At 56.9% G+C, this 14,549-nt stretch carries 11 protein-coding genes and 1 pseudogene; 1 reads left to right on the top strand and 11 read right to left on the bottom strand.

The features are described 5' to 3' along the window. Positions 1-247: 247 nt before the first annotated feature. Positions 248-1,606 (top strand): esterase-like activity of phytase family protein, encoded by a 1,359-nt coding sequence (locus D5066_RS12480; RefSeq protein ID WP_133300910.1) that lies wholly within the window; start codon positions 248-250, stop codon positions 1,604-1,606. 71 nt (positions 1,607-1,677) lie between these two features. Here the strand turns inward: D5066_RS12480 and D5066_RS12475 are convergent, their stop codons facing one another. From D5066_RS12475 to hpaH, 11 genes and pseudogenes are all read right to left on the bottom strand, one after another. Continuing rightward, complete coding sequence (locus D5066_RS12475) at positions 1,678-3,525, bottom strand: 3'-5' exonuclease (RefSeq protein ID WP_119916110.1); 1,848 nt, start codon at positions 3,523-3,525, stop codon at positions 1,678-1,680. Positions 3,526-3,709: 184 nt separating this feature from the next. Continuing rightward, the gene (gene yjiA, locus D5066_RS12470; protein ID WP_119916109.1) at positions 3,710-4,663 is read right to left on the bottom strand and encodes a GTPase; all 954 of its coding nucleotides are present in this window, start codon (positions 4,661-4,663) and stop codon (positions 3,710-3,712) included. Between the two features lie 10 nt (positions 4,664-4,673). Further along, positions 4,674-4,877 (bottom strand): YbdD/YjiX family protein, encoded by a 204-nt coding sequence (locus tag D5066_RS12465; RefSeq protein WP_003856610.1) that lies wholly within the window; start codon positions 4,875-4,877, stop codon positions 4,674-4,676. Between the two features lie 96 nt (positions 4,878-4,973). Next, complete coding sequence (locus tag D5066_RS12460; RefSeq protein WP_119916108.1) at positions 4,974-7,127, bottom strand: carbon starvation CstA family protein; 2,154 nt, start codon at positions 7,125-7,127, stop codon at positions 4,974-4,976. A gap of 191 nt (positions 7,128-7,318) precedes the next feature. Then, a complete protein-coding gene (locus D5066_RS12455; RefSeq protein ID WP_119916107.1) occupies positions 7,319-8,236 on the bottom strand; it encodes a helix-turn-helix transcriptional regulator in 918 nt (305 codons plus the stop codon). 176 nt (positions 8,237-8,412) lie between these two features. After that, on the bottom strand, positions 8,413-8,925 hold the full coding sequence (locus D5066_RS12450) for a 4-hydroxyphenylacetate 3-monooxygenase reductase subunit (protein ID WP_119916106.1): 513 nt from the start codon (positions 8,923-8,925) through the stop codon (positions 8,413-8,415). Positions 8,926-8,942: 17 nt separating this feature from the next. Next, positions 8,943-10,505 carry a 4-hydroxyphenylacetate 3-monooxygenase, oxygenase component gene (gene hpaB, locus D5066_RS12445; protein WP_119916105.1) on the bottom strand — a complete coding sequence of 521 codons (1,563 nt, stop codon included), beginning with the start codon at positions 10,503-10,505 and terminating at the stop codon, positions 8,943-8,945. Between the two features lie 195 nt (positions 10,506-10,700). After that, a pseudogene (gene hpaA / locus D5066_RS12440) lies at positions 10,701-11,591 on the bottom strand (4-hydroxyphenylacetate catabolism regulatory protein HpaA). Continuing rightward, complete coding sequence (gene hpaX / locus D5066_RS12435; RefSeq protein WP_119916104.1) at positions 11,563-12,909, bottom strand: 4-hydroxyphenylacetate permease; 1,347 nt, start codon at positions 12,907-12,909, stop codon at positions 11,563-11,565. Before hpaX ends, hpaA begins: the two are co-directional and overlap by 29 nt. 21 nt (positions 12,910-12,930) lie before the next feature. Then, positions 12,931-13,728 (bottom strand): 4-hydroxy-2-oxoheptanedioate aldolase, encoded by a 798-nt coding sequence (gene hpaI / locus D5066_RS12430; RefSeq protein ID WP_119916103.1) that lies wholly within the window; start codon positions 13,726-13,728, stop codon positions 12,931-12,933. Positions 13,729-13,737: 9 nt separating this feature from the next. Further along, complete coding sequence (gene hpaH, locus D5066_RS12425; protein ID WP_023305397.1) at positions 13,738-14,541, bottom strand: 2-oxo-hept-4-ene-1,7-dioate hydratase; 804 nt, start codon at positions 14,539-14,541, stop codon at positions 13,738-13,740. Positions 14,542-14,549 lie beyond the last annotated feature (8 nt).

Genomic DNA, 14,549 nt, shown 5'->3' with positions numbered 1-14,549 from the left:
GGCGTTGAGGAACAGTTTACTTTTTTGACTAAACGAAATCTGAACGAGCCGGGGAAAGTGATTTGACATGCATTAATTATTTTTCTAATAATTTCCAATTCCATTTCTAAAATCACATAAAAAAACAAATTTTTACATATTTGTGGTCAATATTCGCTCAGATGCCAGGCCGCGTTTCCTTTCCATGTCATTTTTCTGACACGTTTGTTCATTACGTTGTGGGCTTCACTTTCTGGATGCTAACAATATGAAAAGAAAAATCATTCCTGTGCTTATCGGTTGTGCGCTCTCTTTCTCTGGCCTGGCGGCGCAGCCCACCGCTGAGCGCTATGTCGTCAGCTTCCCCGACGGCTCACACGTGAAATACAGCGGCGCGTTTGCCAGCGCGTTTCCGAATGGTCTCCCGGTAGGGATTGGCTCCGGGCTGCTGTTTACGGGCAAGCAGGGCGATGCCCTGATCTTTGCAACCGTGACCGATCGCGGTCCAAACGCAGATGCGCCAAAAATGGGTAAAAACGAAGCCAAAATTTTTGTCACGCCGGATTTCGCGCCGCTGCTGATGACCATCCGCGTCCAGAACGGCAAAGCTGAGGCTGTCGACGCCCGTCCGTTGCATGATGATAAAGGCGAGATTAACGGCCTGCCGCTGCAAAGCGGCGTGATTGGCTCCACCAATGAGGTGGCGTTCAGCGATACCCTTAAGATCCTGAAAGGTGACAACCGCGGGCTGGACACGGAAGGCATCACCCCGGACGGCAAAGGCGGCTACTGGCTGTGCGACGAGTATGGCCCGTTCCTGATTAACGTCGACAGCAAAGGGAAAATTCTGGCGATCCACGGGCCGCAGGCGGCAGAAGGGGAAAAATCCATCGCGGGCGGTCTGCCAAACATTATCAAATGGCGCCAGCCGAACCGGGGCTTTGAAGGCCTGACCCGGATGCCGGACGGGCGGATTATCGCCGCCGTGCAAAGCACGCTGGATATCGACGGCAAGAGCAAAAAGCAGGCGCTGTTTACGCGTCTGGTGAGCTTCGACCCGGCAACCGGGAAAACGGCCATGTACGGCTACCCCATCGACAGCGCGGCTTACGATAAAAACAGCGATGCCAAAATCGGCGACATCGTGGCGCTGGATGACCAGCACATCCTGCTAATTGAGCAGGGTGAGGATAAAAACGACGCGATGCGTAACCTCATCTACAAGGTGGATCTCAGCAAGGCGAGTGACCTGACCGCCTTCGACAAGCCGGGCGAGTACCCGGAGTTTGATGATGAGAAAACCCTGGCGCAGCGCGGCATTGACCTTGCTGCAAAAACGCAGGTTGTCGATCTGCGCGCGCTGGGCTGGCAGCAGGAGAAGGCTGAAGGGCTGGCGCTAATCGACAGCAAAACGCTTGCGGTGGCGAACGATAACGACTTTGGCGTGAAGGTGGCGATGCAGCACCCGGTCGAGGGCAAAAAGCTCAAGGATTATCGGGTGAACGCGGAGGGCACGCTGACGCTGGATGATAAACCGGTGGAAACCACGCTCAGCGTGAAGCCGCTGAAGAAGCCGGAGTCGGACAGCGAGCTGTGGATTGTGACGCTGCCGGAGGCGGTGAAATAATACCAGGGCTTACCCCTCACCCTAACCCTCTCCCCAAAGGGGAGAGGGGATGTCCGCTGCTTACTGGGCAGCTAGACCGTCTTAACGCTCTTTTCCCAGGTCTCGACCAGATGATCGCGCAGACTTCCGGTTCCGTGCATGGTCACCAGAAGATTCTGGCGCGCGCGGGTAAATCCGACATACAGTCGCTTAATATCGTCGCTCAAATCTTCTTCATCCCTTTCCTTTGCGGCATCCATAATGGCGACCGATTGAAATTCAAGACCCTTACTGCTTGGCAGCGGCATGACGCAGAGGAAATCATTCTGTGGTGACCAGTGTTTTTTATCATCGCTGGAGACAATCATCTGGTAGGGGATCTTGCGGGCTTCGAGCCTTGGTCCGAGCATACCCGAAATGCTGTAAGTTGAGGGGCAGAGTATAGCGATTTCCGACCAGGCAACCCCCTGTTGTCGCTGCTCAGTGACCCAATCCAGAACACGTGTAATCTCCTCGTCCTGATTATCAAAGCTTGCCAGCGCCGGATAGTTTCCGGACAGTCCACCTGCGGCGGGCAGCTGGTATTTGAGGGAATCTTCAATGTGATTATTGAGATAATTAAAAGCAATACTGCTGGCAAAATGGAGTATTTGCCGGGTGTTGCGATAATTGGTATCCAGAATAGTGGTGCGGCCCTGCGCCTTTATATCGACGCTGGAAAGGGTAAAATCGAGAGCTTTCTTTTTCTGATAAATTGACTGAGCGTCATCGTAGAGGAAAAGCAGGGAGCTATCTTTATCGTCCGGCATCTTAGCGAGGATTCTTAGCCATTCCGGCTTAAAATCATGTCCTTCATCTATCAAAACGGCACTGTATTGTTCCGGTTTGATAATGCCCTCTTCAAATGCCACCGTCAGCGCATTTTCCATCAGCTCAATAAAGTTTTTGTTCCTGGGGGGAAGACGTCGATGCGCGTTTAATTGTTGATAACACCAGGCGTGAAAATGGATAACCTCGACAGGAAGCCTCAGGCTGTGCTGTTCGAGCTGCGCTTTGAGCTTTTTGGCCAGCGTAATGTTGTAGCAAATCACCAGTATCGGTTTGGTGTTTTCTATATTGTTGGCGAGCTCGATGCAGCGGTGATACAAAATGAGCGTTTTGCCTGATCCTGCCACACCATGAATGACCCGGTGTCCCGTCCCCATACTTCTGGCGAGTTGTTCCTGGTTCCTGTCCATCATGCATACCACATCAGGGGTGTGAAACGTAAAATTATCCAGGTCAACCCGCGTGACCGATGGGTTAATGCGGACATCGGGATAAAGATGCCATCGGATGCGGTCGAGTTGCTGTGGTGTTGTGTGATGAATAAAGCGATGTTTGAGGAGGGATTCGAGCCGGGCGGAGATTTGTTCTCGGGTCATAAACTCGGTCAGCTCATCTTTGCAAATCACCTGGCTGGCGGGCAGTATTTCTTCTAACGCTTCGGGAGTAAAACCCTTTTCCAGCTGTGCCCGGGTGATGTTGCTCAAATAAACACCGTATCCATACGGCATAATAAAGCTGCCTTCATAATCCCCTTGTTGTTGACGAAGCAGAGGATCGTTTTTCAGACTGTCAATGGTGTTAAAGGTATATTGTCGAACTTGTTCGAGTGGGTTTTTCAACGGCTCAACGCCGTTTTTTGTTTCATAGTGAATATGCGTTTTGTTGGCCGACTTTATTTTTGTGATAAACCAGTCTTTGACTTCTATAAACAGCAAACCTTTTTCGGGGGCGAGAATCACAAAGTCAGGATGCTCTTGATTATCGCCCATTCGGGTGTCATACCAGCAGGTACACTGTTCGCTGAGGCCTCCTTCCAGGATTCTTGCCAGCCTTTTTTCTCCAGCCGTGATTTTCTCGCTACAGCTGCTGATTGTGGGAATAATGAGTGCCATGTGATGCCTACCAATTCATGAATAGAATAACTCTGCGCAATTAATATTGTCGTGAATATTAATCTAAGCAGGATTTCATTATTGTTAAGGACATTAACAGACAATATTGCAAACTGAAAGAGTGAAGCGCGGAATTTGCTTTAGGGGAACGCGCTCCCTTACAGGATTATAAGGGAGCAATTGTTTATTTTTTCAGACCCACGAACGCTGCCCGGATTTCTTCTTCCGGCAGCTGGATACCAATAAACACCATCACGCTGTGCGGCGCTTCATCGCCCCACGGTCTGTCCCAGTCGGCGCTGTACAGGCGCTGCACGCCCTGGAACAGCAGGCGGTTTGGCTCACCGTCGATCCACAGCATTCCTTTGTAGCGCAGCAGCTTGTCGGCAAACGACAGCAGCAGGTTTTCCATCACGCGCGAAACTTCGCTGATGTCCACCGGGTAGTCCAGCTCCACCACAATCGACGCCACGTCGTTTTGCTTGTCTCCCATAAAGTGGAAGAGCGGTTTCGTGGTGACGTTCTCCTCCAGCATAAAGCCGTTGGTGTTAAATAGCTGGGACAGATCTATGTCGCCATGCGTCACCGTGTAAATCGGCGCGCGGGAGTTGATGCGCGTCAGGCGCTCGCGCAGTTTTTCGCTTCCGCCCGCCACGTCGGTTTTGGTCAGCAGGATGCGGTCGGCGTAGCCTACCTGGGACTGGGCGATGGTGAACTGGTTCATTTGCTCGTCGGCGTGGACCGCGTCGACCAGGGCAATCACGCCGTCCAGCAGGTAGCGTTGGCAGAGGATCGCGTGAGAGAAAAAGGTCTGAATAATCGGGCCGGGGTCGGCCATGCCGGTGCACTCGATCACCAGGCGGTCGAAGTCGATGTCACCGCGGTCGTGGCTGTCGAGCAGGTCCAGCAGGGCGTCTTCTAATTCGTTAGAGCGGGTGCAGCAGATGCAGCCGTTGGTCAGGGTTTTGATCTGCGTGGCGCGGTCGCCGATTAATTGATCGTCAACGGAGACTTCGCCAAATTCGTTTTCGATGACGGCGATTTTGAAGCCGTGCTGTTCATTCAGGATGTGGCGCAGCAGGGTTGTTTTACCAGCGCCGAGGAAACCGGTCAGCAGGGTAACGGCAATCGGGGTCATGGTTTCTCCTTTAGCAGCAGCGGACGCCGCCTTCTCCACTTCCGCCGTAGCGCGCTTCCTGCCGCTCGCGGAAGAATTCAGTGTAGGTCATGTACGGCTTATCCGGATGGTTGGTTTTCATATGCTCAACGTAGTTGTCATAGTCCGGAATGCCAATCAGCATTTTCGCCGCCTGACCGAGGTATTTTTTTGCTTCGCCTAAATTACCAAACATAACGTGTCCTGATAAGAAAAAGCCCGGTAGCGCACAGCGATCCGGGCCTACAGTACCGTTGTAGGGCGGGTCAGCGCAGCGCCACCCGCCATTGTTTTAGTGGTGTGAAGAGGTCTTCACGCCGCCTTCCGGTACCGGCACGTACGGGGTTTCTTTATCCGTACGGCCTTCGGTGTTGCGCACTTTCATCCAGGTTTTGATGCCGTAGAAGATAATGCTGTACACCACCACCAGGAACAGAATGCTCAGACCCGCGTTGGTGTAGTTGTTCACCACGATATGGTTCATGTTGGCAATCTGCTGCGCGGTCAGATCCGCGCCGCCTGCGGCAATCTTCTCTTTGTACTGGTTAGCCATGAAGAAGAAGCCTTCAAGCTGCGGGTTGGTGCTGAACAGCTTCAGGCCCAGCGCCCAGGTGGTGCAGAGCAGCAGCCACAGCGCAGGAACGACGGTTACCCAGATGTATTTGGTGCGTTTCATCTTCACGAGGACGACGGTACCGAGCACCAGGGCAACGGCGGCCAGCATCTGATTAGAGATACCGAACAGCGGCCACAGGCTCTTCACGCCGCCGAGCGGGTCGACTACACCCTGATACAGCAGGTAGCCCCACAGGCCCACGCAGCCAGCCGTACCGAGCACGCCTGCCACCAGAGAGTCGGTTTTCTTCAGGAACGGCACGAAGTTACCGAGCAGGTCCTGCAGCATGAAGCGGCCCGCACGGGTACCGGCATCCAGCGCGGTGAGGATGAACAGCGCTTCAAACAGAATACCGAAGTGGTACCAGAAGCCCATGTCCGCCCACGGCAGCACTTTGTGGAACACGTGTGCAATACCCACGGCCAGCGTCGGTGCGCCACCTGCGCGGTTCAGCACGGACGGTTCGCCGATGTCTTTCGCGGTCTGCATGATCTGCTCAGGCGAGATCACGAAGCCCCAGGAGCTGACGGTCGCCGCCGCGTGTGCGCTGGCGTCTTTCAGCTGCGCCAGAATCAGCGCGGTATTTTCCCCGCCCATCTCATGCAGGTTTGGCATGGTGATGCCCAGACCCGCTGGCGGCGTGTTCATCGCAAAATACAGGCCCGGCTCGATAATCGACGCCGCAACCAGCGCCATGATCGCCACGAAGGACTCCATCAGCATTGCGCCGTAACCGATAAAGCGCGCGTCGGTTTCGTTAGCCATCAGCTTCGGCGTGGTGCCGGAGGCGATCAGCGCGTGGAAGCCAGACACGGCACCGCAGGCGATGGTAATAAACAGGAACGGGAACAGGGCGCCTTTCCACAGCGGACCGGTGCCGTCGATGTACTGGGTCACCGCTGGCATTTTCAGCTCAGGGTTGATGATCACAATCCCGATCGCCAGCCCGACGATGACGCCGATTTTCAGGAAGGTCGCCAGGTAGTCACGCGGAGCCAGAATCAGCCACACCGGCAGCAGGGCAGAGATAAACGCGTACCCGATCAGCGCGAAGGTGATGGTGGTGTCTTTAAAGGTCAGCGCCGGGCCCCAGTACGGATCGTGGGCAATCACGCCGCCGAAGTAGATGGAGGCGACCAGCAGCACGATACCGATGACCGACACTTCACCCACGCGGCCAGGGCGCAGGAAGCGCATATAGATGCCCATGAACAGCGCAATCGGTACGGTAGAACAGACGGTGAAGACGCCCCACGGACTTTCGGCCAGCGCTTTCACCACGATCAGCGCCAGCACCGCGAGGATGATGATCATGATCAGGAAGCAGCCGAAGAGGGCGATAGTGCCCGGCACGCGGCCCATCTCTTCTTTGATCATCTCACCCAGCGACGAACCGTTACGGCGCGAGGAGATAAACAGCACCATAAAGTCCTGCACCGCACCCGCCAGCACCACGCCCGCCAGCAGCCAGAGCGTACCTGGCAGGTAGCCCATTTGCGCGGCCAGTACCGGGCCAACCAGCGGGCCAGCACCGGCGATAGCGGCAAAGTGGTGACCAAACAGCACGTAGCGGTTGGTTGGCACGTAGTTCAGACCGTCATTGTTAATGACCGCCGGGGTGGCGCGCGTCGGGTCGAGCTTCATGACCTTCTGCGCGATGTACAAGCTGTAGTAGCGATAAGCCACAAGATAGACGGAGACCGACGCGACCACGATCCACAGGGCGCTTACGTGTTCGCCCCGGCGTAATGCGACAATCGCCAGACAAAAAGCGCCGAGGATCCCGAGTAAGGCCCAGGGCACGTGCTTAAGTAGTTTTTTAGTATCCATAGTAAGACCTGGTTTTTTATGTAAAGAAAAAAGGGTCAGGGTTCGTTGTGAGGAGGTATTGATTAATGCTGGAGCGATCGTGCCAGATCCGCGCGCGTGTAAAGGACGGTAAATGAGTGAGTGGTTGAAAGTGCCGGGTGAGCGGTCAAAGGACGCGGCGAGTGGTTCAGGCCCGCCGCTGGTGGTGAAAATTATGTGATTGAGATCACGTGGTTTTCTGGGCTGCATTCCATCGTCAGGTAGTTTTCCAGCGTCTTTATGAGCTTCTCCTTCAGCCAGTACGGTTCCAGAATCTGAATGTTCGGCAGCCAGTAGAACAGCAGCGGCAGGATCTGATTTTCGTGTGCCGCCTGGCAGCGCAGCGTGACGCCGCCGCGCCGCTCCTCCAGCAGCTCCTGTTCCGGCAGAAGATCGCGGCGCAGGAAGTAATGTGAAATATTATCTTTGATGAATATTTTCACTGTGAAAGTATTTTCTGACACCCACGGGTCGAGGCTTTTTTCCAGCAGTTCACGCACATTTTCTTCTGGGGTAAAAACGGTTTTTTGAATATCAAACCAGCTAATCTGACTCAATGAAAAGGATTTCAACCGGCTATTTTCGGTAGCTTGTAAATACCATATGTTTTTTTTGTTAATGAGTTTATAGGGATTAATCAGACGGGTTTTGCCCTTATAAACAATCTGGCAGACATTATGGTTCTTAATTGATTTTTCAATTTTCGCTAAATGGCGGCGGATATCACGCTGTACCGTGTGCTCTGCGTCATTACCGAGGATAAGAATATGGTTTTCGTCAACGCGCGTTTCCAGCTTTTGCCAAAATTCGGTATTTCTTTCAGGGAAAAAATTGTCAGCATTCAGAAAGTTAGCCAGAGTATGATGTAACCCTGGGCCGCCGGGAGATTGCGCCGAATGGATCAGCCGATATAGCCCATTACCGGTATGTTCAACAATGGGCGAGAGCGCATTTAAATCCCGGTAGACGGTACGCTCGGTAATTTTAAATTTTTCCATTAACGCACTGCGGTTCACCACACCGTGTAAATGTAGCTCAAGGAGAATATCGACCAGACGTTCAGCCGAGCGGCTCCGCGTCGTTTTAGCCATAAGGTCTTCCTGTATATTAGGTATGCGCTGAATCATGCGGGTAGCCCTGACCAGAGATGTCAGTATTCAGGCACACAAAATTTATCTTATGGTTATATAACGGCGTGATTTAGCGGAAACCTTAGGAGTTTTTGCAGAAAGCGGCGCTGGCCGGAAAAGGCCAGCGCGGGAGGGCGTTAAACGGTAGCTTCAAGCTCCATCATGACCGGGTGGAAACGGCGTTTGAAGTAGATCAGGCCGTGTCCCGCGTCGCTCAGAATGATGTTTTTCACTTCGACAAGATAAACCAGATGCGTGCCGATGGTTTGTACCTGGCTAATCTCGCCTTCGAGGCTCGCCAGCGCGCCTTTCAGCACCGGCTGCCCCAGCGGGCCTTTCTGCCAGCAGGAGAGGGCAAAGCGCTCCTCCATGGCCATCCCCGTCATCCCGGCGAAGTGGCGGGCCATGATCTCCTGCTCGTGGTTCAGCACGTTGATGCACAGCTTGCCGTTGCCCTGAAAGACCGGGTTCATGGCGCTGTTGGCGTTGATGCAGACCATCACCGACGGTGGGGTGTCCGTCACCGAGCAGACGGCGGTAGCGGTAATGCCGCAGCGGCCCGACTCGCCCTCGGTGGTGACCACGTTGACCGCCGCCGACAGGCTGCTCATTGCGTCGCGAAAACGCAGGCGTTGTTCATCTGAATGCATTGCAACCTCCCGCTGCGCTATTTCAGCAGCTTATCCAGCATGTTGATATCGGTGTTGTTGTGCAGGTGCGGTACCGTCCAGCCGTGCTGGTCGTACTCGGACATGCAGCGGTCGACCATTGCCATCATCTTGTCCATGTTCCCGGAGCTTTGCGCCTGACGCAGACACTGCAGGCGGATCTCATCCTGGCTGCCGGAGTAGTTGATTTCGTACAGCTCGTGACGGCCACCAAACTCGCTGCCGATGGCGTCCCACATCAGCTTTAAAATCTTGATGCGTTCGACGTGATCCATACCGTTAGATCCGCGCACGTACTTCGCCAGATACTGATCGATCTGCGGGTTGTTCAGATCCCGGGCGCTGGACGGCAGGTAGATCAGCCCGGAGGTGACGTTACGCTCGATGATGTTCTTGATCTTCGCGTAGGCCATCGGGGCCATGACGCGGTAGGTCTGCAGCGCCGCGTGATCCGGCAGATACGCGCCATTCACCCACGGGGTGGCTTCGGAGCACATGGAGTCGCTCAGCGCCCAGAACATATTGCGCCAGGCCACCACTTCGCCGAGATCCGCCTGCACGCCGCGGAACTCCAGGGTGCCGGTGCACTCAAGGGATTTTTTCAGCAGGGCGGTGATGAAGTCGAGCTTCACCGCCAGGCGCACGCAGGCCTGCAGCGGGTACATCCGCGCAAAGCCGCCTTCCATCGTCCAGCGACGGCAGCGGTCGAAATCGCGGTAAATCAGCACGTTTTCCCACGGGATCAGCACGTTATCCATCACCAGAATCGCGTCGTTCTCGTCGAAGCGGCTGGAGAGCGGGTAGTCATACGGGGAGCCGGTTGCGCCTGCCACCATCTCGTAAGAGGCGCGGGAGATCAGCTTCACGCCTTCGGCATCCATCGGCGCGACGAACATCAGCGCGAAGTCCGGGTTTTCGCCCATCACCTGCGCGGAGCCGAAGCCGATCATGTTGTAGTGGGTCAGCGCCGAGTTGGTTGCGACGACTTTCGCACCGCTGACGATAATCCCGGCATCGGTCTCTTTCTCCAGCTTGATGTAGACGTCCTTCACCTCGTCCGCCGGCTTGTGGCGGTCGATCGGCGGGTTCACGATGGCGTGGTTGAAGTACAGGCCGGTTTCCTGGATGCGGGTGTACCAGTTACGGGCGTTCTGCTCGAACTGGCCGTAGAAGGCCGGATTAGCGCCGAGCGCGCAGCCGAACGCGGCCTTGTAGTCCGGCGTGCGGCCCATCCAGCCGTAGCTCAGACGCGACCACTCGGCGATGGCGTCACGCTGCTGGCGCAGATCGTCGGCGCTTTTCGCCACGCGGAAGAACTTGTGGGTGTAGCCGCCGCTGCCGGTGTCGGTGCCCCAGCACAGCGTGTCCTGCATGTCCGGCTTGTGCAGGGCGTCGTACATCTGCGCGATGGAGGCCGCCGCGTTGCGAAACGCCGGATGGGTGGTGACGTCTTTAACGCGCTCGCCGTAGATATAAATCTCACGGCCGTCCTGCAGACTTTTTAAATACTCTTCACCGGTTAACGGACGTTTGGCATCAGCGCGGAACTCTTCAGGCTTCATAGGGACCTCGTATCGGAATAGTGTTGTTAAATTTATGTTTTGTTTTTGTTGTTTAATTGAAGCCTGAGAGGGGCGTAACGTGAAGGGACGATTAGGACAACGGCGGGTACTTTTCGGGTGGTGAGGGGATTTGTGATCTGTGCGGGTTTTCGGCGGGTGGCGCTGCGCTTACCCGCCCTACGAACCGTGATGTGTTCAGGAAATCGGTACTTTCTGCGCCCGATACGCACTCGGCGAGCAGCCCGTCAGACGATTGAAAAACCGGGCGAAATAGGCTGGATCTTTAAACCCCAGCTGCCAGGCAATTTCGCTCACTGTGCTGTCGGAAAACAGCAGCAGGCGTCTGGCCTCGCGCAGCTGGCGGTCGAAGATCAGCCGCTTCGGCGGGCGGTTGGCGAAGCGGCGGCAGATGTCGGTCAGGCGGGATTCGGTGAGGTGCAGCTCGCTGGCGTATTCCGGCACCGTCCAGTGTTCGTGGTAATGCACGTCAATCAGCTGATTGAAGCGCTGGAACAGCTTCAGCTCACCGCGCATGCCGCTGGCCGCGTGGTCGTCGAGCTTCGCGTTGCGCAGCAGCAGGGTAAACACCGCCTGCGCCAGCAGAACCAGCGTGTGCTCGCGCCCCGGCAGCTGCTCCGTGGATTCCCGGGCGATCAGCTGCCAGTAGTGCTTCAGCGCCGTCAGCTCGTCAGGTTTGTCGGCAAGCGACAGGCAGATCCCCGGCAGGCCGAACGCTTCCCGCGTGCCGGGGTAGAGCACCTCCAGCAGCGGCCAGATCAGATCCTCGCGCACCGTCAGCACGTGCCCGTCGCTGTCGGATTCGGTGATAAACGCGTGCGGCACCGACGGCGGCGTGAGGACGAACAGCGGGGCCTGCACCGAGTAGCGGTGATCGTCGAGCTGGAGCTCAATCTGCCCGGTATCGAGAAAGTGCATCTAAAAATACTGGTCGTGACGATGCGCCTGCATGTCGCGGCCAAAAAAGGCCGCCATGCGGGCAAACGACTGGTAGTGCACATCGTCGGTGCCCAGACTCTCGTCGTACTCCTTGCGGATATCAATGTTGGCGATGGGGCTCTGGCACATGATCGTTCCTCTGTTGATCCCGCTGCGTCATCGGAATGCGCGTCAGCACCAGCGCGCCCACCACCAGCAGCCCGGCCACAAACCACAGCCCGGAGCTGAAGCTGCCGGTGGCGTCGCGCAGAATACCAATCAGCAACGGGCTGACGGCAGAGCCGACGTTGCCGATGGCGTTGATCACCGCCAGCGCCACCGCGCGGGACTGCAGGCTAATAACCTGGTCCGGCGTGGTCCAGAATATCGCCATGGCGGTAAACGATCCGGTTGAGGCCATGATGATGCCAAGCAACTGGATCAGGCTGTGATCGGTCGCGGAGGCCAGCATCCATCCCGCCGCTGCAAACAGGTACGGCAGGATGGTGTGCTTTTTTCGCTCTTTCAGCCTGTCGGAGCGGCGACTCCACCAGATCATCCCGAGGATGGTGCAAAACTGCGGGATCGCCGCCAGCAGGCCAATCACGATATTGCTGCTGCCGGTGTTGAAGCTTTGCAGGATCTGCGGCGTCCAGATGTTGATCGCACTCAGCGTATTGGTCAGACAGAAGTAGGCCAGCGTGTAGAGCAGCACGGCGGGCGTAAGCACCTCACGCAGCGTCGATCGCGGCGTGACGGCATGCGCAATGGCCATTTCCTGCTCGCGGGCGATCATCGTTTTCAGCGCCTGCTTTTCGTCTTCATCCAGCCAGGTAGCCTGATCCGGCGTGTCGTTGAGGTAAAACCAGGTCACCACGCCGAGCACCACCGACGGCAGCCCCTCCAGCAGGAACAGCCACTGCCAGCCTTTCAGGTTCCACAGCCCGTCCATCGCCAGAATGTACCCGGAGAGGATCGAGCCGAGCATCATGGTCACCGGCATGGCGATCATAAACAGCGCGTTGGCGCGGGCGCGGTGATAGGCCGGGAACCACCAGGTAAGATAGACCAGGATCCCCGGCAGGAAACCGGCTTCGGCGATGCCCACCAGCATTCGCAGCACATAGAGGGTTTCCGGGCTGGTGGCGAACATGGTGCAGGTGGAGGCGATGCCCCACACCACCATGATCCCGGCGATCCAGCGGCGTGCGCCGATCTTCGCCAGCATGATGTTGCTCGGGATCCCGCACAGCACGTAGGTGACGTAAAACAGCGTCGCGGCGAGGCCAAACATGGTCGACGTGAGGCCCAGATCTTTGCCCATCGTCAGCCCGGCAAAGCCGATGTTGATGCGATCGAGAAACGAAAAAACGAACAGGATAAAGAGAAACACGATCAAACGACGGAACAGCTTGTTGATCACGCGATGTTCTATAGCTTTCTTATCTTGCAGGGTTGAGGTCGTCATGCTGCGCTCCAGATCTTACGTTTAGTAGACGGATTTATTGTTATTTACTGACGTAACCGGTTGTTCGATAAAGCGCGCCGCCAGCGCTTCGGCGCTACGGGCGAGCAGGGTGGTGTCGACGCCAACGGCGACAAACCGTGCGCCGAGTTCAAGGTAGCGTTTCGCCAGCTGTTCGTTCGCCATCAGGATGCCGGGGGCTTTACCCGCCGCACGGATCTGCGCGATCGCCTGCTCGATGGCGGCCTGCACTTCCGGGTGCTGCGGGTTACCCGCAAAGCCCATGTCGGCGCTCAGATCCGCCGGGCCGATAAACACGCCGTCGACGCCTTCCACGTCCAGGATCTGCGGCAGGTTTTTCAGCGCCTCGCGGGTTTCAATCTGCACCAGCACGCACATAGCGTCGTTAGCCTGCTGCAGGTAATCCGGGATGCGGTTCCAGCGTGAGGCGCGCGCCAGGGCACTGCCGACGCCGCGAATACCCGCAGGCGGGTAGCGGGTGGCACTCACCGCCAGCCGCGCTTCGTTGGCGTTTTGCACCATCGGCACCAGCAGGGTTTGCGCGCCCACGTCCAGCAGCTGTTTGATCTGCACCGGATCGTTCCACGACGGGCGTACCACCGGCTGGCTGGGATAAGGGGCGATGGCCTGTAATTGGGTTAACACGGTTTGCACACTGTTCGGCGCGTGCTCGCCGTCGATCAGCAGCCAGTCGAAGCCTGCCCCCGCCAGCAGCTCGGCGCTGTAGCTGCTGGTCAGCCCCAGCCATAAACCGATTTGCGGGCGGCCCGCCTGCAGCGCCGCTTTGAATGCGTTTTGCATGGTCCTCTCCTAAACAAAGCGGCAGCTGATGGAGCCCATGTTGCCGTAGTCGACGTGGAAGGTGTCGCCTCTGCTGGCGGGCACCGGGCGGGTAAACGAGCCGCCGAGGATGATTTGCCCCGGCTCAAGCTGCACGTCGTACGGCGCCAGCTTGTTCGCCAGCCACGCCACGCCGTTCGCCGGGTGGTTAAGCACGCCTGCGGCAACGCCGGTCTCTTCGATCACGCCGTTGCGGTAGAGCAGGGCGGAGATCCAGCGCAGATCCAGCTCGTCGGGTTTAATCGGACGCCCACCGAGAATCACCCCGGCGTTGGCGGCGTTATCGGAGATAGTGTCGAAGACCTTGCGCGGGCGCTGGGTTTCCGGATCAACGTTGTGGCAGCGGGCGTCGATCAGCTCCAGCGCGGGAATGACGTAGTCCGTGGCGTTGTAGACGTCGAAGATCGTGCAGTTCGGGCCGCGCAGCGGTTTTGCCAGCACGAAGGCCAGCTCTACTTCGATGCGCGGGACGATAAAGCGATCGACGGGGATGTCGCTGCCGTCATGGAAGAACATGTCGTCCAGCAGCGCGCCGTAGTCCGGCTCGCTGATCTGCGAGCTGGCCTGCATCGCTTTCGAGGTGAGGCCAATCTTGTGGCCCTTCAGCACGCGGCCTTCGGCGATTTTCAGGCTGACCCATTCGCGTTGGACGGCGTAGGCGTCTTCAATGGTGATCTCCGGGTACTCCAGCGAGATCGCGCGGATCTGCTCCCGGGACTGTTCGGCCTGATGCAGGCGATGGGCGATCAGGGTATGGGTGTGTTTGTCGAGCATGGCGTATC

The organism is Enterobacter chuandaensis, assembly GCF_003594915.1.
In the GTDB taxonomy this organism is placed as follows: domain Bacteria; phylum Pseudomonadota; class Gammaproteobacteria; order Enterobacterales; family Enterobacteriaceae; genus Enterobacter; species Enterobacter chuandaensis.
The sequence above is the reverse complement of the archived record's forward strand: the minus strand, read 5'-3'. Positions and strand labels throughout refer to the sequence as shown.